This is a genomic window from Streptomyces sp. NPDC050806 (genome assembly GCF_055586425.1).
The window spans coordinates 440,320-465,308 of sequence record NZ_JBVJIF010000002.1 but is presented as its reverse complement, the minus strand read 5'-3'; the positions used below and the strand labels follow the sequence as shown (position 1 = coordinate 465,308).

Sequence of the window (24,989 nt, the reverse complement as noted above, 5' to 3'; positions counted from 1 at the left end):
GATCTTTTGTGGGGGACAGGATGGATTGTGGCGCGCAGGGCACGGCGGCCCCGGCCGAACTCGCCTGGCTGCGCGCGGTGGACGCGTACACCATGGGCGCGTACGCGCAGGCCGAGGAGGAGTTCCGGGCCGCGGTACGCATCGACCCCTCGATGGCGGACGCCTGGCTCGGACTGCACGCGCTGCGCGCGGACACCACCACGGCGCTGCTGCGCATGTACCGCCACCGCGACCGCTTCGGCGAGCAGCGCGCCCGCCACCGCCGCACCCTGAACTCCTGGTACTGGCTGGGCTGGTGGGTGCAGCCGGTGCTGGAGACCGGCCGCGACCTGCTCCTCGCGCACGCCTCGCACTGGCTGGACGGCCGGCACGTCGCCGAGCTGGACCAGGCGCTGGCCGGCTGCCCGCCGGTCGACACCGATCCGCAGGTGCGTTTCCTGCACGCCTGCCGCGCGTATCTGGTCAAGGACTGGGAGCAGCTCGTACGGCACACCGAGCCGCTGATCGACGATCCGCTGCTGGGCATCGAGTCGGGGCTGTTCGGGGGCATGGCGCGGGTCCGGCTGGAGATGTACGGCCAGGCCGAACCGCTGCTGTCGGCCGCGCTGATGCGGTGCCGCAGCGAGCAGCCGCAGCGCAAGGAGCTGCGGTACTGGCTGGCGCGGGCGCACGAGGGCACGGGCCGCAGCGCCGCGGCCCTCCCCCTGTATCGCGCCGTCCACCGCGTGGATCCGGCCTTCATGGACACCGCGGCCCGGCTCGCGGCCATCGCCGAGTGCGACGGGCTGGAGGAGGGCGCCGACCTGGCCACCGTCCCGGCCGGGCTCGGCCAGGAGAACGGCGCGGACCTCGACCCGCTGGCGCCGCTGGACCCGGTGGACGGCCGGGAGCTGCTGGCGACGGCCGATCCGGACGGGCCGGACGACGGTGATCTGCTCGGCACCCCGGCCGCCGGCGCCCCGGGGCCGGCCCGCGTCAAGGGCGTACCGGAGCAGCGCACCGCCGATCAGCTGCCGGCCGGCCCCGCCGACCCCGTCCTGCTGGAGCAGGCGCTCCAGGAGCTGGAGCGGATGGTCGGCCTGGAGCCGGTGAAGCGGCAGGTGCGGGCGCTGTCCGCGCAGCTGCGGATGGCGCGGCTGCGGGCCGGGCAGGGGCTGCCCGTCCAGCCGCCCAAGCGGCACTTCGTCTTCTCGGGCCCCTCCGGGACCGGCAAGACGACCGTGGCACGGATACTCGGGCGGGTCTTCTACGCGCTGGGGCTGCTCGGCGGCGACCATCTCGTGGAGGCCCAACGCGCCGATCTGGTGGGCGAGTTCCTCGGCCAGACGGCGGTGAAGGCGAACGAACTGATCGATTCGGCGCTGGGCGGCGTGCTCTTCGTCGACGAGGCGTACTCCCTCTCCAACTCCGGTTACACCAAGGGCGACGCGTACGGCGACGAGGCGCTCCAGGTGCTGCTGAAGCGCGCCGAGGACAACCGCGACCGGCTGGTGGTGATCCTCGCCGGGTATCCGGAGGGCATGGACCGCCTGCTGGCCGCGAACCCCGGACTCTCCTCCCGCTTCACCACCCGGGTGGACTTCCCCAGCTACCGGCCGCTGGAGCTGACGGCCATCGGCGAGGTGCTGGCCGCCGACAACGGCGACCGCTGGGACGAGGAGTCGCTGGACGAGCTGCGCAGCATCGCCGGGCACGTCGTGGACCAGGGCTGGATCGACGAGCTGGGCAACGGCCGCTTCCTGCGCACGCTGTACGAGAAGAGCTGCGCGTACCGGGACCTGCGGCTGTCGACGTGGTCGGGCACGCCGTCCCGCGAGGACCTCTCGACGCTGCGGCTGCCGGACCTGATGCAGGCGTACGGCGAGGTGCTGTCGGGCCGGGGCCCGGCGCCGGACCCGGGAGCGTGACCGGGGCCTGAACGCCAGGCGGGCGCGGCTGTGACAGCCGCGCCCGCCTGGCGTTCAGGTGCGAGCCGTCAGCCCGCCATCGCCCGCTCCCCCGGCTGCACCTCTTCGGTCCGCAGGTCGCCGGCGCCGCGTGGCTCGGCGATGCGGGCGGGCTCCGCCGTATCGCGGTGGGCGGGGTCGCGGACCTCGCCGACCAGCTTCTCCAGCACGTCCTCCAGCGCGACCAGGCCGAGCACCCGGCCCGCGCCGTCGGAGACCGCCGCGAGGTGCGAGGCGGCCCGGCGCATCGCCGTCAGCGCGTCGTCCAGCGGGAGTTCGGCGCGCAGCGTGGTCATCGGGTGCCAGATGTGCTGCGGCACCGCACGGTCCCGCTCCTCCAGGTCCAGTACGTCCTTGACGTGCAGGTAGCCCATGTAGGTGCCGCCCGGCGCGCACACCGGGAAGCGGGAGAAGCCCGTCTTCACGGTCAGCTCCTCGACCTGCCGGGGGGTGACGGACGGGTCGACGGTGACCAGGGCCGCGCGGTCGATCAGTACCTCGGTGACCGGGCGGCGGCCCAGCTCCAGCGCGTCGGAGAGGCGTTCCTGCTCCCCCGGGTCCAGCAGCCCGGCCTGCCCCGCGTCGGCCACGAGGTGGGTGAGCTGCTCGGTGGTGAAGACCGCCTCGACCTCGTCCTTGGGCTCCACGCGGAAGAGCCGCAGGATGCCGCGGGCGCACGCGCCCAGCAGGGCGGTGACCGGGCGGCACATCCGGGCGAAGACGACCAGGCCCGGGCTGAACCAGAGGGCGGTCTTCTCGGGCGCGGCCATCGCGAGGTTCTTCGGCACCATCTCGCCGATCACCAGGTGGAGGAAGACCACCAGGGCGAGGGCTATGGCGTAGCCGAGCGGATGGATCAGCGCCTCGGGGAGGTGCACGGCGTGGAAGAGCGGCTCCAGCAGCCGGGCCACGGTGGGCTCGGCGACCGCGCCCAGCGTCAGCGAGCAGACGGTGATGCCGAACTGCGCGGCGGCCATCATCTGCGGCAGGTTCTCCAGGCCGTACAGCACCCGCCTGGCCCGCTTGGAGCCTTCGGAGGCGAGCGGTTCGATCTGGCTGCGGCGTACGGAGACCAGCGCGAACTCCGCGCCGACGAAGAAGCCGTTGGCGAGGACGAGGAGGGCGGCGAAGAACAGCTGCAATGCGCTCATCGGACACCTGCCCGCTCGCCGGCCTGCGCGGCGACGGCGGTCGGCGCCGGCCCCGTACGTATCAGGCGCACCCGGTCGGCGCGGTGGTGCGCGACCAGCCGCACCCGCAGCCGCCAGCCGTCCAGCTCGGCGATGTCCCCGGAGGCGGGGATCCGGCCGAGGGTGTGGGCGACCAGTCCGGCCACGGTCTCGTACGGGCCGTCCGGAGCGGCCAGCCCGATCCTGCGGAGGGTGTCGACGCGGCAGCCGCCGTCGGCGTCCCAGGCGGGATGGCCGTCCTCGGCGGGCGCGAGCACCAGTTCCGGCAGGTCCGCGCGGTCGTGCTCGTCGCGGACCTCTCCGACCAGCTCCTCGATGATGTCCTCCAGGGTCACCACGCCGGCCGTGCCGCCGTACTCGTCGACGACCACGGCGATCGGCTGTTCGCTGCGCAGCCGCTCCAGCAGCGGCTGCACCGGCAGGCTCTCCGGCACCAGCAGCGGGGCGACGGTTATCCGGCCGACGGGGGTGCGCAGGCGCTCCTCTGCGGGCACGGCGAGCGCGTCCTTGAGGTGGACCATGCCGACGACCTCGTCGATCCGCGTGTGGTAGACGGGGAAGCGGGACAGGCCGGTGGCGCGGGTGAGGTTCAGGACGTCCTCGGCGGTCGCGGAGGACTGGAGCGCGGAGACCCGCACCCGCGGGGTCATCACGTTCTCCGCGCTCAGCTCCCCGAGCGAGAGGGTCCGGACGAACAGGTCGGCGGTGTCCTGCTCGATGGCGCCGGCCTGTGCGGAGTGCCGGGCCAGCGAGACCAGTTCGCCGGGGGTGCGGGCCGAGGCCAGCTCGTCGGTGGGCTCGACGCCCATGGCCCGCACGAGGCGGTTGGCCACGGTGTTGAGCAGCGCGATGACCGGGCGGAAGAAGCGCGAGAAGGCGTGCTGCGGCCCGGCGACGAAGCGCGCGACCGTGAGCGGCTTGGAGACCGCCCAGTTCTTCGGGACCAGCTCGCCGATCACCATCTGGACGGCGGAGGCCAGCAGCATGCCGATGACCACGGCGATGCCGGGCACCGCGCCGGCGGGCAGCCCGGTCGCGGCGAGCGGCCCGCCGAGCAGGTCGGCGAGGGCGGGCTCGGCGAGCATGCCGACCACCAGGGAGGTGATCGTGATGCCCAGCTGGGTGCCGGAGAGCTGGAAGGAGAGCTCGCGCAGCGCGGTGACGACCGTACGGGCGCGGCGGTCACCGGCGTCGGCGGCCCGTTCGGCCGCCGCCTTCTCGACGGTGACGAGGCCGAACTCGGCGGCAACGAAGAAGCCGTTCGCCAGGATCAGCACGAAGGCCGCGGCGAGCAACAGCAGCGGAACTGTCATGCCGCCGCCTCCGTGGTACTCGGGACAGCCGCGGTGCGCGGGCGCTGTCCGGGAGGGGCGGCGCAGGTACTACAGGACGATCCGTCCATTGCTGGAAGGAGTCACTCCTCGGGTCGCAGGGTCCCCGCGAGGGGGGCGGGGCCGCGGCACGGCCCCGGGCTACAGAGTAAACAGGCCGGGCGCGGCAAGGGGAGAGCGGACGGGCGTGCGGTATGCCGCAGATTCTGTCCGTCCTGATCGGTACGGCGGGGGAAACCGGTCAGCCGGCGTGGTCGCCGCTGCCGTGCGTCTCGGCGAGAGTGCGCAGCGTACGGGCGTCCTGCACGGCCTGCTGCTTGGCGATGCCGGGCTGGATGCCCATCGCCGGCAGGCTCGTGCCGTCGGCGAGGTCGAGATGGACCCAGGCGTCCCCGACCCGCAGATTCACCCGCAGGACCTCGGCCCAGGCCAGCTCGCGCCTGGTCGTGAGGTTGACGACGGTGATGCCGCGCTCGGTGGCCACGACCTTGGGCCGGGCGAGCAGCAGCAGCACGCCCAGCACGATCAGTCCGGTGAACACGAAGCTGATCCGCTCGCCGCCGCTGAGGGCCGGCAGCAGGAACGCGATGATCGTCAGGGCCACCAGCTGGGCGATGCCGACGACGTACAGGACGGCACGGGTGCGGGCGGGCCGGAAGGTCACCGGGAGGTCGGGCAGAGGCGCGGACACGTCGTCGTCTTCCGTGGCGGGGTGGCGGCGCGGGCCGTACGCCGGCCGCGAGGCGGTGCGTACGGCCCGGCCGTGCGGGTGGTCGGAGCCTGTGTCTCTCAGAGGCGGCAGGCGTGGATGCCGGTGGTGAGGATCGCGCGGGCGCCGAGCGCGTACAGCTCGTCCATGATGCGCTGGGCGTCCTTGGAGGGGACCATCGAGCGGACCGCGACCCAGCCTTCGTGGTGCAGCGGGGAGACGGTCGGGGACTCCAGGCCCGGGGTGAGGGCCACGGCCTTCTCGACGTGCTCGACGCGGATGTCGTAGTCCATCATCACGTAGCGGCGGGCCACCAGGACGCCCTGCATGCGGCGGAGGAACTGCTGCACCTTCGGGTCGTCGACGGGCGCGCCCTTGCCGCGGATGACGACGGCCTCGGACTTCAGGATCGGCTCGCCGATGATCTCCAGGCCCGCGTTGCGCAGGGTGGTGCCGGTCTCCACGACGTCGGCGATGATCTCGGCGACGCCCAGCTGGATGGCGGTCTCCACCGCGCCGTCGAGGTGCACGACGGAGGCGTCCACGCCGTTGTCGGCGAGGTGCTGCGTGACCAGGCCGGAGAAGGAGGTCGCGACGGTCATGCCGCCGAACTCGCTGACGTCCTTGGCGGTGCCGGGCGTGGTGGCGTACCGGAACGTCGAGCCGGCGAAGCCGAGCTGCATGATCTCCTCGGCCTTGGCGCCGGAGTCCAGCAGCAGGTCACGGCCGGTGATGCCGATGTCGAGCTTGCCGGAACCGACGTAGACCGCGATGTCGCGCGGGCGCAGGAAGAAGAACTCGACCTCGTTCTCCGCGTCGACCAGGACCAGTTCCCTGCGGTCCTTGCGCTGGCGGTAGCCGGCCTCATGGAGCATCGCCGACGCAGGCTCGGACAGTGAACCCTTGTTGGGGACGGCGATGCGCAGCATGAGAGGGACTTCCTTTGTACGAGGGAGTGATGAGGAAAACGCGAGAAAAGGGGAGATACGGCGAGAACGGTGCGGCTCAGAGATGGGCGTAGACGTCGTCGAGGCTGATGCCCTTGGCGACCATCATCACCTGAAGGTGGTAGAGGAGCTGGGAGATCTCCTCGGCGGCGGCGTCGTGCGATTCGTACTCCGCGGCCATCCACACCTCGGCGGCCTCTTCGACGACCTTCTTGCCGATCGCATGGACGCCGGACTGGACCAGTTCGGCGGTGCGGGAAGAGGCGGGGTCGCCGGTGGCGGCCTTCTGCTGGAGCTCGGCGAAGAGCTCCTCGAAAGTCTTCTTGGACATGGTGGTACCCACCCTAACGGTCGCCCGCCCCGACTCAGCGCCAGGGTTCGGATACGGAACGGAGCGTGGCGGCGGTGGCGACGGCCGCGGTGACCGCCTCGTGGCCCTTGTCCTCGTGGGAGCCCTCAAGGCCCGCACGGTCCAGCGCCTGCTGCTCGTCGTCGCAGGTCAGCACGCCGAAGCCGATGGGCACGCCGGTGTCGATGGAGACCTGGGTCAGGCCCTGGGTGACGCCCTGGCAGACGTACTCGAAGTGCGGGGTGCCACCGCGGATGACCACGCCGAGCGCGACCACCGCGTCGTACCCGCGGCCCGCGAGGACCTTGGCGACCACGGGCAGCTCGAAGCTGCCCGGCACGCGGAGCAGGGTGGGCTCGTCGATGCCGAGCTCGGCCAGGGCGCGCAGCGCGCCGTTGACCAGACCGTCCATGACCTGGGTGTGCCACTGGGCCGCGATCACGGCCACCCGCAGGTCGCCACAGTTCTTCACGGACAGTTCGGGTGCGCCCTTGCCGCTCACGTTGCTCCTCGTACTGGTGGTGCGTAATAGGGAAGTGGGATGTGCGTGTCTTACTGGCTGTTGCAGGCCGAGGCCCGGTCCGCCGGGTCCAGCCACGGCAGGTCGTGCCCCATCCGGTCCCGCTTGGTGCGCAGGTACCGCAGGTTGTGCTCGCCGGCCTGGACCGGCATCGGCTCCCGGCCGGTGATGTGCAGGCCGTACTCGACCAGGGCCGCGGTCTTCTCGGGGTTGTTGGTCATCAGGCGCAGCGAGCGCACGCCCAGGTCGGTGAGGATCTGGGCGCCCGCGGCGTAGTCCCGGGCGTCGGCGGGCAGGCCCAGCTCCAGGTTGGCGTCCAGGGTGTCCCGGCCGCGCTCCTGGAGCTCGTAGGCGCGCAGCTTGGACAGCAGTCCGATGCCGCGTCCCTCGTGGCCGCGCAGGTAGATCACCACGCCGCGGCCCGCCTCGCTGATCCGGCGCAGCGACTCCTGGAGCTGCGGGCCGCAGTCGCAGCGCAGCGAGTGGAAGATGTCGCCGGTCAGGCACTCGGAGTGGATCCGGACCAGGACGTCCTCGCCGTCGTCGAGGTCGCCCGCGACCAGCGCGACATGCTCGACGCCGTCCACGGTGGAGCGGTAGCCGTGCGCGGTGAAGTCGCCGAAGGCGGTGGGGAGCCGCGTGGTGGCCTCGCGGCGGACGGTGGGCTCGGCGCTGCGGCGGTACGCGATCAGGTCCTCGATGGAGATGATCGCGAGGCCGTGCTTGCGGGCGAAGGGGATCAGCTCGGGCAGCCGCAGCATGGTGCCGTCCTCACCGGCGATCTCCACGATGGCGGCGGCGGGCCGCAGCCCGGCGAGCCGTGCGAGGTCGACGCCGGCCTCGGTGTGACCGTTGCGTACCAGGACGCCGCCGGGCTTGGCGCGCAGCGGGAAGATGTGCCCCGGGCGGACGAAGTCGCCGGGCTCGGAGTCGCCGGAGGCCAGCAGGCGCAGCGTCATGGCGCGGTCGGCGGCGGAGATGCCGGTGGTGACGCCGTGCTCGCCGGTGGCGTCCACGGAGACGGTGAAGGCCGTCTGCATGGACTCGGTGTTGTGCTGGACCATCTGCGGGAGCTCCAGCCGGTCCAGCTCCGGGCCCTCCATGGGCGCGCAGATCAGGCCGCGGCACTCGCTCATCATGAAGGCGACGATCTCGGGGGTGGCCTTCTCGGCGGCGAGGACGAGGTCGCCCTCGTTCTCGCGGTTCTCGTCGTCGACGACCACGACGGGGCGGCCGGCCGCGATGTCGGCGATGGCGCGCTCGACGGGGTCGAGGGTGAGGTCGGTCGCGTCGGGGCCTTCGTACCAGTTCTGCTGTGCGGTCATGCCGCCGCTCCTTCCAGGACGGGCTGCGGGCTCGTGCGGGAGCGCAGCCACCAGTCGCGCAGGCCCCACAGGACGAGACCGAGGTAGACGACGTAGACCAGGCCCGAGAAGGCCAGGCCGCTGCTGAAGGCCAGCGGGACGCCGACCACGTCGACCAGCAGCCAGGCGAACCAGAACTCCACGAGGCCGCGGGCCTGGGCCACCATCGCGGCGAGCGTGCCGACGAAGATGTAGGCGTCCGGCCAGGGGTTCCAGGACAGCTGGGGGACTTGGGTGAAGAGGAAGCCGACGGCGAGGGTGCCGACGACGGTGCCCGCGAGGAGGGTGGAGCGCTCGCGCCAGGTGGCGAAGCGGACGGCGATCGTCCCGTCCTGGGCCTGCTGCCGGCCGCGCTGCCACTGCCGCCAGCCCCACAGGGCGACGGCGATGACCAGCAGCTGCTTGCCCACCCCGCCGCTGAGCTGGGCGGACGCGTACGCGGCGACGAGGATGACGCCGGAGAGGAACTGTGCGGGCCAGGTCCATATGGAGCGCCGCCAGCCGAGGGCCAGGGCGAGCAGGCCGACGGTGTTGCCGATCATGTCGGACCAGATGACGTGCTGGCCGAAGGCGGCGAACGCCTCACCGTTCAGCCAGGTCAGGGCGGTCATCGCGGGTCTCCCGAAGCGTCCTTGCCGAGCAGCCGCTCGACGTACTTGGCGAGGACGTCGACCTCCAGGTTCACCGGGTCGCCGACCTGCTTGATGCCGAGGGTGGTGAGGTCGAGGGTGGTGGGGATGAGGCTGATGGTGAAGTAGTCGTCCCCGGCCTCGACGACGGTGAGCGAGACCCCGTCGACGGTGATGGAGCCCTTCTCGACGACGTACCGGGCCATCCCGTCCGGCAGGGCGACCTTCACGATCTCCCAGTGCTCGCCGGGGGTGCGCTCCGCGATGGTGCCCGTGCCGTCGACGTGGCCCTGTACGAGGTGGCCGCCGAGCCGCCCGCCGAGTGCCATCGGGCGCTCCAGGTTGACCCGGGAGCCCTTCTCCAGCGCGCCCAGGCTGGAGCGCTTCAGCGTCTCGGCCATCACATCGGCGGTGAACTCGCCGTCCGCGGTCTCCACGACGGTCAGACACACGCCGTTGACGGCGATGGAATCGCCGTGCTTGGCGTCCTCCGTGACGACGGGGCCGCGCAGTCGGAAGCGGGACGAGTCGCCGAGGTTCTCGACGGCGACGACCTCACCCAGTTCTTCGACGATTCCGGTGAACACTTCAGTTCTCCTCGTGGAGGGCGGGGGTGGCGGTGATGCGCAGATCCGGGCCGAGCCGTTCGGTGTCGGTCACGTCGAGGCGCAACGCCCGGTCGATGGTGGAGATTCCGGCGTCGCCCAGCGCGGCCGGGCCCGCGCCGAGCAGCGCGGGGGCGAGATAGCCGACGACCTTGTCGACGGCGCGGGCGGCGAGGAAGGAACCGGCGAGGGTGGGTCCGCCCTCCAGGAGGACGGACCGCACGCCGCGGTCGTGGAGCGCGCCGAGCAGGGCCGGCACGTCCAGGCCCCGGCCGTCGGCCGCGCGCGGCAGCCGGACGAGGGACGCGAGTTCTTCGAGGTGGGCGGCGTCGGCGTCCTCGGCGACCGCGATCAGGGTCGGGGCCGTGCCGTCCAGGACCCGGGCGCCGGGCTTCACGGCCGTGGCGGAGGAGTCGACGACCACCCGCAGCGGCTGGGTGACCTCGCTGTCCGGCAGCCGGGCGCCGAGCTGCGGGTCGTCGGCGCGGGCGGTGCCGGAGCCGACGATCACCGCGTCGGCCAGGGCGCGCAGCCGGTGCACGTCGGCGCGGGACCGCGGGGAGGTGATCCACCGGCTGGTGCCGTCGGCGGCGGCGATCCGGCCGTCCAGGGTGGCGGCGTACTTCCACAGCACGAAGGGGCGGCGGCGCAGTACGGAGGTCAGCCAGGCCTCGTTCCCGGCGGCGGCCTCGTCGACCAGCAGCCCGCCCTCGACGTCGACGCCGGCCGCCCGCAGGGTGGTGGCGCCGCCGGTCGCGGCGGGATCGGGGTCCGGTACGGCGTAGACGACCCGGGCGACCCCGGCGTCGACGAGGGCCTGGGCGCAGGGACCGGTGCGGCCCGTGTGGTTGCAGGGCTCCAGGGTGACCAGCGCCGTACCGCCGCGGGCGCGCTCGCCGGCGGCGCGCAGGGCGTGGATCTCGGCGTGCGGGCCACCCGCCCGCTGGTGCCAGCCCTCACCGGCGACGGCACCGTGCGCGTCGAGGATCACGCAGCCGACGACGGGGTTGGGGCTGGTGTGCCCGAGGCCGCGGGCGGCGAGCGCGATGGCCCGGCGCATCGCCGTGGTCTCGGCGGGGGCTGTCGCCACCGGGTCCTCCTGCCTCTTCGGGCACGGACTCCGGGGCTGTCGCGAGCGACAGAAGCGGTACGGAACAGCACGGTCACCGAGGCCGGAAAGGTGATCCCGACCGTCGTGGACGGGACCGCCGGCGGCGGTGTACCGGTGTTGCTCGCCCGCCGCGCACTGCCTCCCATCCGGACTTTAACCGTCGGTGCAGGAATTTCACCTGCTCAACCGGCCGCTGGCTGCGGACGGGTCGCGGACTGTAACCGCCGGTTCGGACTTTCACCGACCCCGGAGTGCGCTGCGTATGTCAGTACCCCTCCAGTCTGCCACGTCTGATCGTCGGCCATACAGGGGCACACCTGTGGGCTGACTCACACCGCGTGGCGGGGCGTGTACGCACCGGACCCGGGAGTTCCCCACGCGTTCCCGGGGAGTTCTTACGGTGACAGACCGCGCCCCGGCGCGGTCGAATGACAGAACAGTCTCCGGGAGGAGCGGGCGATGACGACGTTTCTGGTGACCGGCGGTACGGGGACCCTGGGACGGGTCGTGGTGGACCGGCTGCTGGCCGATGGACACACCGTGCGGGTGCTCAGCCGCCGGCCGCACACCCGGACGGAAAACCCCAGGCTGCGCTCGTACGCCGTCGATCTGCGCAACGGTGTCGGGCTCGCGGACGCGACGGCCGGCGCCGAGGTGATCGTGCACTGCGCGTCGACGCCGGCCGGGGGTGACCTGGACGCGGCCGGACAGTTGGTGGACGCGGCGCGGACGGCGGGCGTACGGCATCTGGTGTACATCTCCATCGTCGGCGTGGACCGGGTGCCGTTGCGCTACTACCGCACCAAGCGCGAAGTGGAGCGGCTGCTGGCGGAGTCGGACGTGCCGTGGACGGTGCTGCGGACGACGCAGTTCCACGATCTGGTGCTGCGGCTGGTGAAGGCCGGCGCGCGGTCGCCGGTGCTGCCGGCCCCGGCGGCCGTACGAGTCCAGCCCGTCGACGTCCGCGAGGTGGGCGCGCGGCTGGTGGAGCTGGCGTACGGGGAGCCGGCCGGGCAGGTCCCCGAGATGGGCGGCCCCGAGGTGCTCGACGCCCGTGAGCTGGTCGGTCTCACGCTGCGCGCGGGCGGGCGGCGCCGCCTCGTGCTGCCGGTGCTGCTGCCCGGCGCGACGTACCGGGCGCTGCGGGCGGGCGGCAACCTCGCCCCCGACCACGCGGTCGGCAAGATCCGCTACGCGGACTTCCTGGCCGAACGCGGCGGACACGTACCGGGATTGCGCGTGGTGGGGACGGGCGACGCGTCGGACGGCTGAGCGCCCGGCGGTCAGTTCTCCGACCGGTCGGGTTCCGAGGGCGGCCAGGGCCCCGTGGGGTCGTCGATGACGACAGCCGCGAGGTCGCGCAGGCGTATCTGTCGTGCCCGCGCGTAGGTGCGGAGCATCTCGAAGGCGTCCTCCGTGGAGAGGCCGAGCCGGCCGGAGAGGATGCCCTTGGCCTGCTCGATCGGGATCCGGGACGAGAGGGCCTGCTGGAGCTGGCCGGCCCGGGTGTGGCAGTCGGTGAGCGTCCGCTGGAGCAGCAGTCCGGTGGTGGCGGCGCTGGCCAGGCTCTGGGCGCGCTGCCGCTGGTGCGCGTCCAGCGTCCCCACGTCGCGGCGGTAGAGGTTGATGACCCCGACGGCACCGTTGTGGTGGCGCAGCGGTTCGGCCCACATGGCCCGGTAGCCCGCGGCCCTCGCCCGCACGGCGAGTGCGGGCCAACGGCGTTGCCGGGCGGTGAAGTCCGCGACGTGGTGGGGACGGCCGGTGCGCACGGCTTCCATGCACGGCCCCTCCGCGCTCTCGATCTCGTACAACTCCACGCTGCGGAGCACCTCGTGGGAGGTGGCGGTCACCTCGACGGTCTCCCCCGGGGGGCCGGCACGCCTTCCGTCCTTCGGCGCCGCCGGGGCGACCAGGATGACGCCCACGGCATCGACGGGCAGCAGGGCGAGGCAGTGCGTGACCAGGCGGCGCGAGAGCGGGCCCGGCGTGCCGCCGGCACGCACCTGGATCAGGTTGAGCAGGGCCTGGGCCAGGGTTCGTTCCTGCTCGCCGTGGGAATCGGGGTCGGAATCGGGCATCGGAGAATCCTGGGGGTGAGCAGGGTCCGGGCAGGGGATTGACGGCAGCCTCACCAGATCCCGACGGAGCCCGCTTCCACCCGGTTCAACGTGCTTCATGGTGCCCCTCGTCCTGGCGTGAGATGCTGCGGTCGACAGCACTTCAAAATCCGGTGCTCCAGTGATAGCGCGGCAGGCTGGCCGCCTCCTGCACGCCGGATCAACGCCGGATCAACTCCGCCGAGCCACGCGGGAACGCCGTTGCCGTCACCTTCCGGGCCCCTCCGGTCCAGCGCCACCCCGGGCAGCGTGCCCGCCACGCGCCGGCCGGTGGTCGCGCTGATCGAGGACGAGCCCGACCTGGTCGCGATGTCCCGGGCCTACCTGGAACGCGAGGGCTTCGCCGTGGTGAGCGCGTCCGACGTCCGGACGGCCCGTGCGGTACTGCGCTGCCATCCGGTCGACCTCGCGGTGCTCGACCTGGGGCTGCCCGACGGCAACGGCCTGGACCTGCTGCGCAGTATGCGCGACGAGGACGGGCCGCCGGTGATCATCGTGACCGCGCGCGGCGAGGAGACCGACCGGGTGCTCGGCCTGGAGCTGGGCGCCGACGACTATGTGGTCAAACCGTTCTCGCAGCGTGAACTGGCCGCCCGCGTCCGGGCCGTACTGCGCCGCACCACGCCCCGTGAGGACAAGGGAAAGGCCGAGCGACGGCCCGTCCTCCGGCTGGGCGACCTCATCGTGGACACCGGCGCGCGGCAAGTGCGCAGCGTGGGCGGCCCGATCGCCTTCACCCCGCGCGAGTACGCGCTGCTGGAGTTCCTCTCGGCCTCCCCCGGCCAGACCTTCTCCCCCGGCCAGCTGCTGGCACGGCTGTGGGAGGGCGCCGACTGGCAGGACCCGGCCACCGTCACCGAACACGTCTACCGCGTACGGCGCAAGCTGCTGGCCGCCGGCGTCGGGGCACCGCAGATCACGACGGTTCGCGGGTTCGGCTACCGGCTGGACGTGGTGGACGACCCGCCCCGATGACCCACCCGCACTCCGCACGAGGTGACATGCCATGGCCCAGGGGCCCGACCGGGACGGCGCCGCTCGCGGCGATGCCGCGTCGCCGGACTATCACGCGCTGTTCGACGCAACACCCTCGCCCTACCTGGTCCTTGATCCCGACCTGCGCATCGTCGAGGTCAACCGGGCGTACCTGGCCGCCACCGTCACCGAACGCCGGTCCCTCCTCGGCCACCCGATCTTCGAGGTGTTCCCCGACAACCCCGCCGACCCGTCGGCGGACGGCGTCCGGAACCTGGCCCGCTCCCTGCGCACCGTCCTGGCCACCCGCCGGCCCGACACCATGGCCATGCAGCGGTACGACATCCCGGCCGGGCCGGGCGGCACCTTCGTGGAGCGGTACTGGTCCCCGGTCAACACCCCCGTCCTGGACGACGCCGGGACGCTCACCCACATCATTCACCGGGTCGAGGACGTCACCGAGTTCGTGCGCCTGCGCCGGGCCGGGCGCCGCGAGCGGCAGGCCGCCGCCGCACAGCAGCAGCGGGCCGACCGGGTGGAGAGCGAGCTGTTCGCCCGCAGCCGTGAGGTGCAGGAGGCGAACCAGCGGCTGCGCGAGGCCAACGAGGCGCTGACCACCGCCGGGGCCGCGCTGCGCGAGCAGCAGGACGCCAAGGACCGGTTCATCGCCACCCTCTCGCACGAACTGCGCAATCCCCTCGCCGCCCTGCAGGCCGCCGGCGAGCTGCTCGCCCTGGACGGCCCGCCCGCGCGCGAGGCGCTCGCCGTTCTCCAGCGGCAGATCACGCACATGGCACGGATGACCGACGACCTGCTGGACGCGACGCGGGCGCTGACCGGCCGGCTGCATCTGGCGTGCGAGCGGCTCGACCTGCGCTCCGTGGTCACCACCACGGCCGAGGACATGCTGCCCGAGTACGCCAGGACACGGCGCAGGCTCCTGGTCGTGGTGCCGTCCGGGCCGGTGCACGTCGCGGGGGACCGCGTCCGGCTCGCGCAGCTGACCGCCAATCTGCTCAGCAACGGCCGCAAGTACACCCGGCCGAACGGCAGGGTGGAGGTCGAGCTGGAGACGGTGGCCGACTCCGATACGGCGGAGGCCGGCCACGCCGTGCTGACCGTGCGCGACGACGGCATCGGGTTCGATCCGGCCGCCGCCGACACCCTCTTCGACGCCTTCGTGCGCGCCGTCCCGGCCTCGGACACCACGACCGGCGGGCTCGGGCTCGGCCTGCCGATCGTCCGCGGCATCGCCGAACTGCACGGCGGCACCGTACGGGCGTACAGCGACGGGCCCGGCAGCGGCGCGTGCTTCCGCATCCGACTGCCGCTGGCCTCGCCCACGTTCCTGCCCGAGCGCCCGCCCGACGACGGGGAAGCGGCCCTCCGCCGCCCGCCGCTGCGCATCCTGGTGATCGAGGACAACGTCGACCTGGCCACCGGCTACCGCGCCCTGCTGGAGCGGGGCGGCGACCGTGTGACGCTGTGCCACACCGGCGCGGAGGGGCTGGCCGCCGCCCATGCCCTCCCCTTCGACCTGGTACTGAGCGACCTGGCACTGCCCGACGTGCACGGCCACGACCTCGCCCGCAGGCTGCGGGGGGCGCTGCCGGCCGACCGCACGCGGCTGATCGCGGTATCGGGCTTCAGCCAGCAGGCCGACCGTGACGGGTCGGCCCGTGCCGGGTTCGACGCGCACCTGGCCAAGCCGCTGAGCCTCGCCGCCCTGGATCGCCTCCTCACCGGCTGGGCCGCCGATCCGTCCCCGTGGCCGCAACAGGAAACGTCCGGGCCCCCGCCACCGTGAACCGCCCCGGCACGGTTCAGCGCGCCGCGCCCTCCGGGGCGAACAGATCGTCCTGCGCCGCGTCCTTGGCGGCCAGCACGGCGCCGCGCAGCACGGCACGGCCGCCGACCGTGCCCGCGCGCACCTCGGTGTGCAGCGGTGACATGCCGGCCGCGCGGGCGGCCACCCGCGTGGCGAGCGCCGCGCCGCCCGCCCGGCCGATCTCGCCGCCGAGCACGACGCAGCCGGGGTCCAAGAGGGCGGTCACCGCGGCCACGCCCACCGCGATCCGCCGCGCCAGCGCGTCGAGGAAGTCCGCGCCGGCGGGCCCCGCGGCCACCGCGGCGCGGACGACGCGCTCGGCGGCCGGCGCCTCGTCGTCGGTGCCGGATCCCGGGTCGCTCCCGGCTCCCGGCCCGGCGGGCACGCCGGCGAATCCGTACTCCCCCGCCAGCTCGACGATCGCGCCGGAGGCGGCCAGCGAGTGGAAGCCGCCGTCGCAGCCGGTGGCGCTGGGCAGGGCCGGCGTGCCGGGCACGGGCAGGAACCCGATCTCACCGGTGCCTCCGGAGGCACCGCGGCGCAGCCGGCCGTCGAGCACGACCGCTGCGCCCACTCCGTGGCCCAGCCACAGCAGGACGAAGGTGTCCCGGTCCCGGGCCGCGCCGTCCCGCCGTTCGGCGATGGCGGCGAGGTTGACCTCGTTCTCCAGGAGCAGCGGTACGCCGAGCCGGTCGCGCAGCCCCGCGACCAGCGCTCCGTGCCAGGAGGGCAGCGTTCCGGTGCCGGTCAGCCGGCCGGTGGCGGGGTCCACCAGGCCGGGTGCGCCGACCGCGACGGTGTGCGGCCGGACCCCGCCCGCGCGCTCCAGCGCCCGGTCCAGTGCGGCGTACGCGCAGGCCAGCGCCTCCTCCGGCGCGGCGTCCCCGGCGACCGGCACGGACTCCTGTGCGCGGACGGTGCCGAGCAGGTCGGCCACGGCGACGGTGACGCCGTGCGTGCGGACGTCGATCCCGGCGAGGTGGGCGCGGCCGGCGACGATGCCGTAGAGCCGGGCGTTGGGGCCGCGGCGGTCGGCACCCGCCTCGCCGACGACCTCGATCAGCCCGGCGCCGCCCAGCCGGTCCACGAGGTCGGCGACCGTCGGCCGGGACAGGCCGGTCCGCTCCTTGAGCTGATGGGCCGTCAAGGGGCCTTCGGATTCGAGGAGCTGGAGCGCGAGGCGGTCGTTGATGGCCCGCGCGGTGCGCGGCGACGCCGTACGGGACCGGGCCCGGGGGACGGTTCCGGCCGGCGTACGGCCGGGTCGCGCGGTGGTGTCAGGCATGGCGGAATCCTTCCAGACCGAACTCCCCGAAATATTCGGCGGTTAATAGGCAGGGATCCTGATAGTTTCATCGCCATGCCAGCCAACGGTGGTTCCCCCACGGCAGTCCCGCCTCCTCAACTGCGCCGCGCACGCTGGTCGGTGGCGCTCGTCTTCCTCGTGCACGGCGCGGTGACCGGCAACTTCGCCACCCGCGTCCCCTGGATCCAGGAGCACACCGGGGTCAGCGCGGGGCAGCTCGGGCTCGCGCTCGCCTTCCCCGCGATCGGCGCGTCCCTCGCGATGCCGCTCGCGGGCCGGATCAGCCACCGCTTCGGCGCCCGTACGGCACTGCGCGGCCTCCTGGCGCTGTGGACCCTCTCCCTCACGCTGCCCGCAATCGCCCCGAACCTCTACGCACTGTGCGGCGCACTGCTGGTCTACGGGGCCACGGCCGGAATGTCGGACGTCGCGATGAACGCGCTGGGCGTGGAGACCGAGACCCGGCTGGACAAGTCGATCATGTCGGGGCTGCACGGCATGTGGAGCGTGGGAGCGCTGCTGGGCTCGGCGGCCGGTACGGTCGCGGCGCACGCCGCCGTCGACGCCCGCGTCCACCTCGCGCTCGCCGCGGGCGCGCTGACCGTGCTGGGCGCGGCCTTCTGCCAGGGCGTACTGGACCTGCGCAGCACCCCGGACGAGCATCCGCCGCCGCGGTTCGCGCTGCCGCCGAAGTCCGCGCTGATCATCGGCGCCATCGGCTTCTGCGCCGTGTTCGCCGAGGGCGCGAGCCTGGACTGGTCGGCGGTCTACCTGCGGGACGTACTGGGCACGTCGGCGGGGCTCGCGGCCGGGTCGACGACCGCCTTCGCCTGCACGATGGCGGTGGCCAGGCTGGCGGGCGACCACGTGGTGGCGCGCTTCGGGGCCGTGCGAACGGTGCGGGCCGGCGGCGTGCTCGCCACGGCGGGCGGGCTGCTGATCGTGACGGCCCAGCACCCGGTCATGGCGATGGCGGGCTTCGCACTGATCGGGCTGGGCATCGCGGTGGTTGTGCCACTGGCGTTCGCGGCGGCGGGCCGCAGCGGCCCGGCGCCGAGCCAGGCCATCGCGGGCGTCGCGACGATCACGTACACCTCGGGGCTGATCGCGCCCTCCGCGATCGGCTCGATCGCCCAGGCCACCTCGCTGACCGCCTCCTTCGCCCTGGTCACGACGCTGGCCCTGGGCCTGGTGCTGGGCGCGGGCGTACTCCGCGCACCGGAGCGCCGCGCCTCGGTCAGCTCGGCCACGTTCGACCTGAAGGGGTCCTGACGGGCGGCCCGGGGGTCCTGACGAGCGGCTCAGGGGTCCTGGCGGGCGGCCCAGGGGTCCTGACGAGCGGCTCGGGGCGCGCCGCTCCGCGGACTTCGGCCGGTCCGTGCGGCGCCGTGCGGCGCCGCGGACTGCGGTCGGCCCGAGCGGTGCCGTGCGGCGCTGCTCCGCTCCGCGCCCGTGCCGCGCTCAGCTCGCGTCGGGCAGGGCCTCCGGGCGGGCCAGCTTGCGGGCGACCGCGCGGGCCTCGTCGGTCCAGGGCGCGGGCCGCAGGGTCTGCGCGTCGACGCGGACCAGGATGCGGTGGCCCTGCGCGTACGTGGTCGCGCCGTCCGCCGAGCAGACCCGGAAGCCGTAGGTGAGGCTGGTCCGGCCCAGCTTCTCGACCCACAGGTGGGCGGCGAAGGTGCCGGGACGGGTGATCGGCGCCTCGTAGGAGACGCGCATCTCCTTGATCACGTTCGCCATGTCGCCCGCGCTCGCCCAGTCGCCGGTGAACCCGAAGCCGTGCGAGTGCCAGTACGCGCCCCAGGCCCGCTCGACGAGCAGCGGGAAGCGCGAGTTGTGGAGCATGCCGAGCGCGTCGAGGTCGTCGAAGTGAACCGTCACGGGGACCAGCTCGCCGTACGGGAGGGTCTCGGCGGTATACGGGGCGGCGTCGCTCACGGTCGTACTCCTGGTGCTGCGGTGCGGTGCGGTCGGACGGGGGTGGTCACGCCCGGAACCGGTGCGGCGGGACGTGACCGGCGCGCCCGGAGCCGGGTCGGCGGGCCATGGCCGCGCGCCCGGAACCGAGGCGGTCGAATGCATTCATCGAATGCATTCAAAAGTTGAACCATCTCATCGTAAGCATGCGCTTAGACTGCTTCCGCCCCCGGGCCGCGTGACCGATTCCATGCGCGGCCAATCCGGACCGTAACCGGAGGAAGCGGACCCGGCCCGCACTAACATTGGCCGGTCACCGCCGGTCGGTGGCCTCACGACGACTTGACGAGAAGACGAGAACGGGAGCTTCCATGGGCCTCGGCGTGCGCTGGACCCTCCACGGAGACGGGCGCACCCCCGCGCCGGGAGCCGTGGTCAGACCCGACGAGCGGCTGTCCTGGCCGCGCACCGCCGGCCTCGGCGCGCAGCACGTGGTGGCCATGTTCGGCGCCTCGTTCGTCGCTCCGGTCCTCATGGGCCTGGACCCGAACCTCGCCATCATGATGTCCGGCGTCGCGACGATGATCTTCCTGCTGGCGACGCGCGGCCGGGTGCCCTCCTATCTCGGGTGCAGCCTCTCCTTCGTGGGCGTCGCCGCCGTCATCCGGGCCCAGGGCGGTACGAGCGCCACCGTGACCGGCGCGGTCCTCGTGGTCGGCGCGGTGCTGTTCCTCATCGGGCTGGCCGTGCAGCGGTTCGGCGCGCGGATCATCCACGCGGCGATGCCGCCCGTCGTCACGGGCGCGGTCGTCATGCTGATCGGCTTCAACCTCGCCCCCGTGACCGCGAGCACGTACTGGCCGCAGGACCAGTGGGTGGCGCTGCTGACCATGCTGTTCACGGGGCTGGCCGTGGTCTGCCTGCGCGGCTTCTGGTCGCGCATCGCGATCTTCCTCGGGCTGATCTTCGGGTATCTCGTCTCCTGGCTGTTCGACCTGGTCTTCGGGATGATCCACTCCCAGAACGGCGCCGGGAAGGTCACCGATCACTGGCGGCTGGACTTCTCGGCCGTCGGCAAGGCCGACTGGGTGGGCCTGCCGTCCTTCCACGGACCGAGCTTCCAGTGGTCCGCGATCCTGGTCGCGCTGCCGGTCGTCATCGCGCTGGTCGCCGAGAACGCCGGGCACGTCAAGGCGGTCGGCGAGATGACCGGGGACCCGCTCGACGACAAGCTCGGCACCGCGATCTCCGCGGACGGCGCCGCGTCCGTGCTCTCCACCGCGCTCGGCGGCCCGCCCAACACCACGTACTCCGAGAACATCGGCGTCATGGCGGCCACCCGCGTCTACTCCACCGCCGCCTACTGGGCCGCCGCCTGCTTCGCCCTCCTCTTCGGACTCTGCCCGAAGTTCGGCGCGGTGGTCGCCGCGATCCCGGGCGGCGTGCTCGGCGGCATCACGGTCATCCTGTACGGCATGATCGGCCTGCTCGGCGCGCAGATCTGGGTCCACAACAAGGTCGACCTGCGCAATCCGCTCAACCTCGTCCCCGTGGCCGCGGGCATCATCATCGGCGTCGGCGGCGTCAGCCTGAAGATCTCCGACAACTTCGAGCTGAGCGGCATCGCCCTCGGCACGATCGTCGTCCTCTCCGGCTACCACGTCCTCCGCGCCCTCGCCCCGGCACACCTCAAGACGCAGCAGCCACTACTGGACGAGGGGACGTCGGCTTACGACGAGGAGACGTCGGCCTACGACGAGGAGACGGCCGGGGGCAGCGGCGGGGAGAAGGGCACGGACCAGGGCAGGGACCAGGGCACGGCCTAAGGCAGGGACCAGGGCACGGCCTAAGGCAGGGACTAGGCACGGTCTAGGCACGGACTGGGAGCGGCACGGACAAGGGCACGGCCCAGGAGCGGCGCGCCCGGAATCGCCTCTGCCGGGCGAGCAGCGTCGCAGTGGTTCCTTGCGGGGCGGCGTCGTGGCAGTCCATTGCGGGGCGAACATCGCGGTAGCCCTCATGCGGGGCGGTGTCGCGGAAGTGCCATGCGGGGCGGCGTCGCGGCAGTCCCTTGCCGGGCGGCGTCGTGGCAGTCCCATGCGGGGCGGCGTCGTGGCAGTCCCATGCGGGGCGGCCTCGCAGTAGTCCCTTGCCGGGCGGTGTCGCGGTAGTCCCCTGCCGGGCGGCGCGCATAGAGGTGCAGCTCTCGGAGGCCCCCACCAGGGGGTTACCCAAGCGGGCAGCCGGCGAAGCACACCGGCCCGGCGGACCACATCCGCCGGGCGACGGCCCCGGCGCGGCGACGGCCCCGGCGCGGCGACGGCCCCGGCGCGGCGACGGCGGCGCGGCAGCGGCAGCGGTACGGCCGTGACAGCAGCGCAGCGGCGACGGCGGTACGGCCGCCACAGCAGCGCGGCCGTGACGTGCGGCCGCGTCCCCGCGGCGGCGTCACCCCCGCAGCGGCGTCAGCAGCAGCTGGCCCACCAGGCCGACGCCCGCGTCGAGGCGCTGCGTGAATTCCTCCACCACCTCCGGCAGGCCGCGCATGGTCCACAGCGCGCGGGCCGCCGTCCACGCGCCGTCCCGCGCCGCCTCCAGGCTCCACGAACCGGCCAGGTGGGTCAGCGGGTCGGCGATGTCCAGCAGGTCGGGCCCCGGCATCAGCCGCTCCCGCACCCGTTCCTCCAGGCCGATGAGGACCCGCCCCGCGCGGTCGAAGTCGGCCTCCAGCGCGGCCGGTTCGCACCCCAGTGCCCGGCAGGTGTCCACCAGGGCGAGCGCCAGGTCGTGCCCGATGTGCGCGTTGATCCCGGCCAGCGCGAACTGGAGCGGCTCGACGCCGGGGTGGCAGCGCAGCTGGAACAGCGGGCGCCAGCACGCCGGCGGACGCAGCCCGGCCGTCACGGCGTCCACCGCGCTCAGGTACCGCAGCGCGAACCGCACGTCCAGCTCGGCGGCCGCGCCCGCGTCCCGGAAGCCGCCCGCCCCGATCTGCCGCCCGACCTCCTCGGTGACCTGCAGGTACACCCGGTTGAAGACCGCGACGCCGTCGCGCGGCGGCAGTGTCGCGTCCAGCGCGCGCATCCGCGCCACGATCCGCGCCACGCCCGCCGTCACGCCTGTCGGCTGCATCGTCGTCATGGCGATCAGCCTGGCAGGGGCGGGCGGGCAGCAGGGACGGCGCGGTGGGGCGTGACCGGATCGGGCTAAAGCCCTGGCCGGACCTTCACCGGCCGTGCACGCCGGTGCCACGCGCCATCGCGCCCCCCGACGCCGGAACTCCCGCGCCGGTGGCGGACGTTGATCGCACATAACCCGCCGGCGAACCGGATCCGAAGGAGCACGGTATGACTGTCCGACTCGGACTGAGCCTCCCGCAGATGCGCCAGTACGACCTCGGCCGCGACGTGCCGGACGTGGCGCGCGCCGCGGAACAGACCGGTTACGAAAGCCTCTGGGTCTTCGAGCGCGTGCTCTTCCCCGAGCCCGCCACCCAGGGGCTGTACGGCATACCGGGCCTGCCCTGGCCCGATCAGTACCGCTCGGTGGCCGATCCCCTGGTGACGCTGACGCTGGCCGCCGCGGCCACGGAGCGGGCCCGGCTGGGCACGAGCGTGCTCATCGCCCCGCTGCACGTCCCGTTCCAGCTGGCCCGGAGCCTCGCCTCGCTGGACGCGGCGAGCGGCGGCCGGGTGATCGCCGGGCTCGGCACGGGCTGGTCCCTGGACGAGTACGCGGCGGCCGCGGTGGCCCCGTTCGAGAAGCGCGGCAAGGTGCTGGACGAGCTGCTGGACGTGTGCGAGGCGGTGTGGGGCCCGGATCCGGTGGCCTACGAGGGCGAGCTGACGACGATCGCTCCGTCGGAGGTCGGCCCCAAGCCGGCCCGGCCGATCCCGGTGCTGCTCCCCGCCAACAGCCCCCGGGCGCTGCGCCGCCTGGTGGACCGGGCGGACGGCTGGATGCCGGTGGGCATGGGCGCGGAGAAGCTGGCCGGGCAGTGGCGGCAGCTGCGGGAGCTGGCCGACGAGCGCGGCCGCGAAGCCCCGTTCGAGAACGTCCTGCGGGTGAACACCCAGCACACGGCGAAGGCGTACGAGGGCCAGGACCGCCTCCCGTTCCAGGGCAGCGTCGCGCAGATCGTCGAGGACCTGGCGGCCCATGCCGAGGTGGGCGTCGGGGAGATCCTGCTCGACCTCCAGGGCCGGGCCCGGGACGCGGAGGAGCTGAAGGATTTGGCGGCGGAGGTGTACGAATCGGCGCGCGCGGCCGGGATATGACCGCAGGGGGAGCTGCGCGGCGGCAGCTCCCCCTGTCCCCTCCGTCCCCGGGTCCGGGACTCCCCCGCCGGTCGGCGGCCGGGCGGTCGTCGGGTGGTCAGTCCTCCGGCAGCTCGACCGGGGCGATCTCGTCGTACACGTCGCCGGGGCCCGGGTTGGTGGCGTCCGTGCCGCCGCCGAGGTGGTGCATCACGCCCCACACGGCGTTCAGCGCGGTCTGCACGGCGCCCTCGGCCCAGCCGGCGGTCCAGGAGATGTCGTCACCGGCCAGGAAGATGCCGCGCTTGTCCTCGGGAAGGAGGTCCTGCATGAAGTGCGTGAACAGGCGGCGCTGGTAGCGGTAGTGGCCCGGCAGGTTGGCCTTGAACGCGCCCATGAAGTAGGGCTCGTTCTCCCAGGACACGGTCACGGGGTTGCCGATGATGTGCTTCCGGATGTCGACCTTCGGATAGATCTCCGAGAGCGACTTGAGCATGACCTCCATGCGCTCGTTGGCGTCCAGCGGCAGCCACTTCAGGCTGTCGTCGCACCAGGTGTAGGAGAGACAGATGACGGCGGGCTGGTCGGGCCCGTTGTCGAGGAGGTACGTCCCGCGGGTCATCCGGTCCGTCAGCGTCATCGACATGACGTCGCGGCCCGTCTCCTCGTCCTTGTCCAGCCAGAACGGCCGGTCGACGGGCACGAACAGCTTGGAGGACTCCATGTAGTGAGTGCGCTCCATCGCCGTCCAGTGGTCGATGGGGAACAGTGCGTCGTCGCACTCGATCTTTGACAACAGCATCCAGGACTGCGCGGTGAAGACGGCCGCCCGGAAGGTGCGGATGTCGCCGGAGGCGTCGGTGACGGTGATCCGGTTGCCGGCGGTGCGGTGCAGCCGGGTGACGGCCGGGCGGGGCGCGCCGTCGTGCAGGGAGGACAGCGAGGTGCCCTGCGCCCAGTGCACGATCTTCGCGGGCTCGCGCTCCCACAGTCGCAGCGGGAGCTGCTGGCTGCCGCCGACGATGCCGCGGTGGTGGTCGTCGGCCTCGGTGTAGACGACGCGGAGGATCTCCAGGATGGAGTTGGGGAAGTCGGTGTCCCAGCCGCCGGTGCCGAAGCCGACCTGGCCGAAGATCTCCCGGTGCCGGAAGGACTTGAAGGCGCTGGAGTCGCAGAGGAAGCCGTAGAAGGTCTGGTTGTCGAGCTTCTCGACGAGCTTGGCCCAGATCTCCCGGATGCGCGGTACGTCGCGCTCCCGGAGGGCCTGGTTCATGTCGGAGAAGTCGGCACCCTCCTCCAGGCAGGTGTTCCAGGCCTCGGCCACCTGGCGGTAGACGTCGGGCAGGTCGTCGACGGTCTCGGCGTAGTGCGACTCGCCCTTGAGGTCGACGACGGTGGAGGGGGTGTCGGGCGCGAGCGGGTTCGGGAACGGCTGCGTCTCCAGCCCGACCAGGTCGATGTAGTGCTGCAGCGCCGTGGAGGACGGCGGGAAGCGCATGGCGCCCATCTCGGCGGTGAGCGAGGAGTCGCAGCCCTCGAAGCCGACCGTGCGCAGCCGGCCGCCGATCCGGTCCGCCTCGTAGACGACGGGCTTGAGGCCCATCTTCATCAGCTCGTAGGCGGTGACGATGCCGGAGAGGCCGCCGCCGATGACCGCGACCTCGGTGCCGTGCTCGGTCGCGGGTATCTGGCCCAGCCCCGCCGGGCTCGCGAGGAAGTCGTCGTACGCGAAGGGGAAGTCCGGCCCGAACATGGTGATCGGCGGCAGGGGGTACCCCCGGCCGACGGCTGGGGGAGCTTCGGTGTGCTGGACGGCGGTGGGCACCGTGGACGTCATGAGGGCGGGACTCCTTGCAAAACCATGCGGAACGGGAGAAAGGGGGCAG

Annotated in this window: 22 protein-coding genes and 1 riboswitch; of the genes, 7 read left to right on the top strand and 15 right to left on the bottom strand. The window is 73.1% G+C overall.

Annotated features, from left to right (window positions below; all coding sequences use genetic code 11):
• The first annotated feature begins 20 nt into the window (after window positions 1-20).
• Window positions 21-1,907 (top strand): AAA family ATPase, encoded by a 1,887-nt coding sequence (locus ACZ6WH_RS07550; protein ID WP_432851731.1) that lies wholly within the window; start codon window positions 21-23, stop codon window positions 1,905-1,907.
• A 68-nt stretch (window positions 1,908-1,975) separates the two neighbouring features.
• Here the strand turns inward: ACZ6WH_RS07550 and ACZ6WH_RS07545 are convergent, their stop codons facing one another.
• The 10 genes from ACZ6WH_RS07545 to ribD form a co-directional block, all read right to left on the bottom strand.
• Window positions 1,976-3,097, bottom strand: a complete 1,122-nt coding sequence (locus ACZ6WH_RS07545; protein WP_469726716.1) for a hemolysin family protein — start codon at window positions 3,095-3,097, stop codon at window positions 1,976-1,978.
• A complete protein-coding gene (locus ACZ6WH_RS07540; RefSeq protein WP_432851733.1) occupies window positions 3,094-4,449 on the bottom strand; it encodes a hemolysin family protein in 1,356 nt (451 codons plus the stop codon). Before ACZ6WH_RS07540 ends, ACZ6WH_RS07545 begins: the two co-directional genes overlap by 4 nt.
• Window positions 4,450-4,708: 259 nt before the next feature.
• Window positions 4,709-5,158 (bottom strand): PH domain-containing protein, encoded by a 450-nt coding sequence (locus ACZ6WH_RS07535; RefSeq protein WP_432851735.1) that lies wholly within the window; start codon window positions 5,156-5,158, stop codon window positions 4,709-4,711.
• 98 nt (window positions 5,159-5,256) lie between these two features.
• Entirely contained in the window at window positions 5,257-6,105 is an 849-nt protein-coding gene (hisG, locus tag ACZ6WH_RS07530) for an ATP phosphoribosyltransferase (RefSeq protein ID WP_030610537.1), read from the bottom strand.
• 76 nt (window positions 6,106-6,181) lie between these two features.
• Window positions 6,182-6,454, bottom strand: a complete 273-nt coding sequence (locus tag ACZ6WH_RS07525) for a phosphoribosyl-ATP diphosphatase (protein ID WP_432851737.1) — start codon at window positions 6,452-6,454, stop codon at window positions 6,182-6,184.
• Window positions 6,455-6,488: 34 nt separating this feature from the next.
• A complete protein-coding gene (gene ribH / locus ACZ6WH_RS07520; protein WP_432851739.1) occupies window positions 6,489-6,974 on the bottom strand; it encodes a 6,7-dimethyl-8-ribityllumazine synthase in 486 nt (161 codons plus the stop codon).
• 50 nt (window positions 6,975-7,024) lie between these two features.
• Window positions 7,025-8,317 (bottom strand): bifunctional 3,4-dihydroxy-2-butanone-4-phosphate synthase/GTP cyclohydrolase II, encoded by a 1,293-nt coding sequence (locus tag ACZ6WH_RS07515; protein WP_432851741.1) that lies wholly within the window; start codon window positions 8,315-8,317, stop codon window positions 7,025-7,027.
• A complete protein-coding gene (locus tag ACZ6WH_RS07510) occupies window positions 8,314-8,967 on the bottom strand; it encodes a nicotinamide mononucleotide transporter family protein (protein WP_361562260.1) in 654 nt (217 codons plus the stop codon). Before ACZ6WH_RS07510 ends, ACZ6WH_RS07515 begins: the two co-directional genes overlap by 4 nt.
• On the bottom strand, window positions 8,964-9,572 hold the full coding sequence (locus ACZ6WH_RS07505; RefSeq protein ID WP_432851744.1) for a riboflavin synthase: 609 nt from the start codon (window positions 9,570-9,572) through the stop codon (window positions 8,964-8,966). The genes ACZ6WH_RS07510 and ACZ6WH_RS07505 overlap by 4 nt, the downstream gene beginning before the upstream one ends.
• Window position 9,573: 1 nt before the next feature.
• A complete protein-coding gene (gene ribD / locus ACZ6WH_RS07500) occupies window positions 9,574-10,650 on the bottom strand; it encodes a bifunctional diaminohydroxyphosphoribosylaminopyrimidine deaminase/5-amino-6-(5-phosphoribosylamino)uracil reductase RibD (RefSeq protein WP_469727210.1) in 1,077 nt (358 codons plus the stop codon).
• 179 nt (window positions 10,651-10,829) lie between these two features.
• Window positions 10,830-10,960, bottom strand: a riboswitch (FMN riboswitch).
• Window positions 10,961-11,160: 200 nt separating this feature from the next.
• Between ribD and ACZ6WH_RS07495 the strand changes: the two genes are divergently transcribed.
• The gene (locus tag ACZ6WH_RS07495; RefSeq protein ID WP_469726711.1) at window positions 11,161-11,973 is read left to right on the top strand and encodes an SDR family oxidoreductase; all 813 of its coding nucleotides are present in this window, start codon (window positions 11,161-11,163) and stop codon (window positions 11,971-11,973) included.
• A gap of 11 nt (window positions 11,974-11,984) precedes the next feature.
• Here the strand turns inward: ACZ6WH_RS07495 and ACZ6WH_RS07490 are convergent, their stop codons facing one another.
• Window positions 11,985-12,782: a GAF and ANTAR domain-containing protein gene (locus tag ACZ6WH_RS07490; protein ID WP_469726709.1), complete on the bottom strand. Its 798-nt coding sequence runs from the start codon at window positions 12,780-12,782 to the stop codon at window positions 11,985-11,987.
• A 288-nt stretch (window positions 12,783-13,070) separates the two neighbouring features.
• Here ACZ6WH_RS07490 and ACZ6WH_RS07485 point away from each other — a divergent pair, with 288 nt between their 5' ends.
• Together ACZ6WH_RS07485 and ACZ6WH_RS07480 are read left to right on the top strand one after the other, a co-directional pair.
• Entirely contained in the window at window positions 13,071-13,796 is a 726-nt protein-coding gene (locus ACZ6WH_RS07485; protein WP_469726707.1) for a response regulator transcription factor, read from the top strand.
• Window positions 13,797-13,827: 31 nt separating this feature from the next.
• The gene (locus ACZ6WH_RS07480) at window positions 13,828-15,603 is read left to right on the top strand and encodes an ATP-binding protein (protein ID WP_469726705.1); all 1,776 of its coding nucleotides are present in this window, start codon (window positions 13,828-13,830) and stop codon (window positions 15,601-15,603) included.
• Between the two features lie 16 nt (window positions 15,604-15,619).
• Here the strand turns inward: ACZ6WH_RS07480 and ACZ6WH_RS07475 are convergent, their stop codons facing one another.
• Window positions 15,620-16,909 carry an ROK family transcriptional regulator gene (locus ACZ6WH_RS07475; protein ID WP_469726703.1) on the bottom strand — a complete coding sequence of 430 codons (1,290 nt, stop codon included), beginning with the start codon at window positions 16,907-16,909 and terminating at the stop codon, window positions 15,620-15,622.
• Window positions 16,910-16,984: 75 nt separating this feature from the next.
• On the opposite strand from ACZ6WH_RS07475, the gene ACZ6WH_RS07470 reads away from it, so the two are divergent.
• The gene (locus tag ACZ6WH_RS07470) at window positions 16,985-18,202 is read left to right on the top strand and encodes an MFS transporter (RefSeq protein WP_469726701.1); all 1,218 of its coding nucleotides are present in this window, start codon (window positions 16,985-16,987) and stop codon (window positions 18,200-18,202) included.
• A 189-nt stretch (window positions 18,203-18,391) separates the two neighbouring features.
• Here ACZ6WH_RS07470 and ACZ6WH_RS07465 read toward each other — a convergent pair whose 3' ends face one another.
• Window positions 18,392-18,868, bottom strand: coding sequence for an acyl-CoA thioesterase (locus tag ACZ6WH_RS07465; protein ID WP_432851757.1), 477 nt, complete (start codon window positions 18,866-18,868; stop codon window positions 18,392-18,394).
• A gap of 350 nt (window positions 18,869-19,218) precedes the next feature.
• On the opposite strand from ACZ6WH_RS07465, the gene ACZ6WH_RS07460 reads away from it, so the two are divergent.
• A complete protein-coding gene (locus ACZ6WH_RS07460) occupies window positions 19,219-20,673 on the top strand; it encodes a uracil-xanthine permease family protein (RefSeq protein ID WP_469726698.1) in 1,455 nt (484 codons plus the stop codon).
• A gap of 622 nt (window positions 20,674-21,295) precedes the next feature.
• Here ACZ6WH_RS07460 and ACZ6WH_RS07455 read toward each other — a convergent pair.
• Complete coding sequence (locus ACZ6WH_RS07455; protein ID WP_469726696.1) at window positions 21,296-21,988, bottom strand: DUF5995 family protein; 693 nt, start codon at window positions 21,986-21,988, stop codon at window positions 21,296-21,298.
• A gap of 206 nt (window positions 21,989-22,194) precedes the next feature.
• Between ACZ6WH_RS07455 and ACZ6WH_RS07450 the strand changes: the two genes are divergently transcribed.
• Complete coding sequence (locus tag ACZ6WH_RS07450) at window positions 22,195-23,124, top strand: LLM class F420-dependent oxidoreductase (protein WP_469726694.1); 930 nt, start codon at window positions 22,195-22,197, stop codon at window positions 23,122-23,124.
• Window positions 23,125-23,221: 97 nt separating this feature from the next.
• Here the strand turns inward: ACZ6WH_RS07450 and ACZ6WH_RS07445 are convergent, their stop codons facing one another.
• Window positions 23,222-24,940: a flavin monoamine oxidase family protein gene (locus ACZ6WH_RS07445; protein ID WP_469726692.1), complete on the bottom strand. Its 1,719-nt coding sequence runs from the start codon at window positions 24,938-24,940 to the stop codon at window positions 23,222-23,224.
• Window positions 24,941-24,989: the final 49 nt, after the last annotated feature.

Excerpts from the sequence above, each read along its gene's own strand:
- ACZ6WH_RS07550 (WP_432851731.1), top strand. The coding sequence starts at position 21 with ATGGATTGTGGCGCGCAGGGCACGGCGGCCCCGGCCGAACTCGCCTGG.
- ACZ6WH_RS07545 (WP_469726716.1), bottom strand. The coding sequence starts at position 3,097 with ATGAGCGCATTGCAGCTGTTCTTCGCCGCCCTCCTCGTCCTCGCCAAC.
- ACZ6WH_RS07540 (WP_432851733.1), bottom strand. The coding sequence starts at position 4,449 with ATGACAGTTCCGCTGCTGTTGCTCGCCGCGGCCTTCGTGCTGATCCTG.
- hisG (WP_030610537.1), bottom strand. The coding sequence starts at position 6,105 with ATGCTGCGCATCGCCGTCCCCAACAAGGGTTCACTGTCCGAGCCTGCG.
- ACZ6WH_RS07525 (WP_432851737.1), bottom strand. The coding sequence starts at position 6,454 with ATGTCCAAGAAGACTTTCGAGGAGCTCTTCGCCGAGCTCCAGCAGAAG.
- ACZ6WH_RS07515 (WP_432851741.1), bottom strand. The coding sequence starts at position 8,317 with ATGACCGCACAGCAGAACTGGTACGAAGGCCCCGACGCGACCGACCTC.
- ACZ6WH_RS07510 (WP_361562260.1), bottom strand. The coding sequence starts at position 8,967 with ATGACCGCCCTGACCTGGCTGAACGGTGAGGCGTTCGCCGCCTTCGGC.
- ribD (WP_469727210.1), bottom strand. The coding sequence starts at position 10,650 with ATGCGCCGGGCCATCGCGCTCGCCGCCCGCGGCCTCGGGCACACCAGC.
- ACZ6WH_RS07495 (WP_469726711.1), top strand. The coding sequence starts at position 11,161 with ATGACGACGTTTCTGGTGACCGGCGGTACGGGGACCCTGGGACGGGTC.
- ACZ6WH_RS07490 (WP_469726709.1), bottom strand. The coding sequence starts at position 12,782 with ATGCCCGATTCCGACCCCGATTCCCACGGCGAGCAGGAACGAACCCTG.
- ACZ6WH_RS07480 (WP_469726705.1), top strand. The coding sequence starts at position 13,828 with ATGGCCCAGGGGCCCGACCGGGACGGCGCCGCTCGCGGCGATGCCGCG.
- ACZ6WH_RS07475 (WP_469726703.1), bottom strand. The coding sequence starts at position 16,909 with ATGCCTGACACCACCGCGCGACCCGGCCGTACGCCGGCCGGAACCGTC.
- ACZ6WH_RS07470 (WP_469726701.1), top strand. The coding sequence starts at position 16,985 with ATGCCAGCCAACGGTGGTTCCCCCACGGCAGTCCCGCCTCCTCAACTG.
- ACZ6WH_RS07460 (WP_469726698.1), top strand. The coding sequence starts at position 19,219 with ATGGGCCTCGGCGTGCGCTGGACCCTCCACGGAGACGGGCGCACCCCC.
- ACZ6WH_RS07455 (WP_469726696.1), bottom strand. The coding sequence starts at position 21,988 with ATGACGACGATGCAGCCGACAGGCGTGACGGCGGGCGTGGCGCGGATC.
- ACZ6WH_RS07450 (WP_469726694.1), top strand. The coding sequence starts at position 22,195 with ATGACTGTCCGACTCGGACTGAGCCTCCCGCAGATGCGCCAGTACGAC.
- ACZ6WH_RS07445 (WP_469726692.1), bottom strand. The coding sequence starts at position 24,940 with ATGACGTCCACGGTGCCCACCGCCGTCCAGCACACCGAAGCTCCCCCA.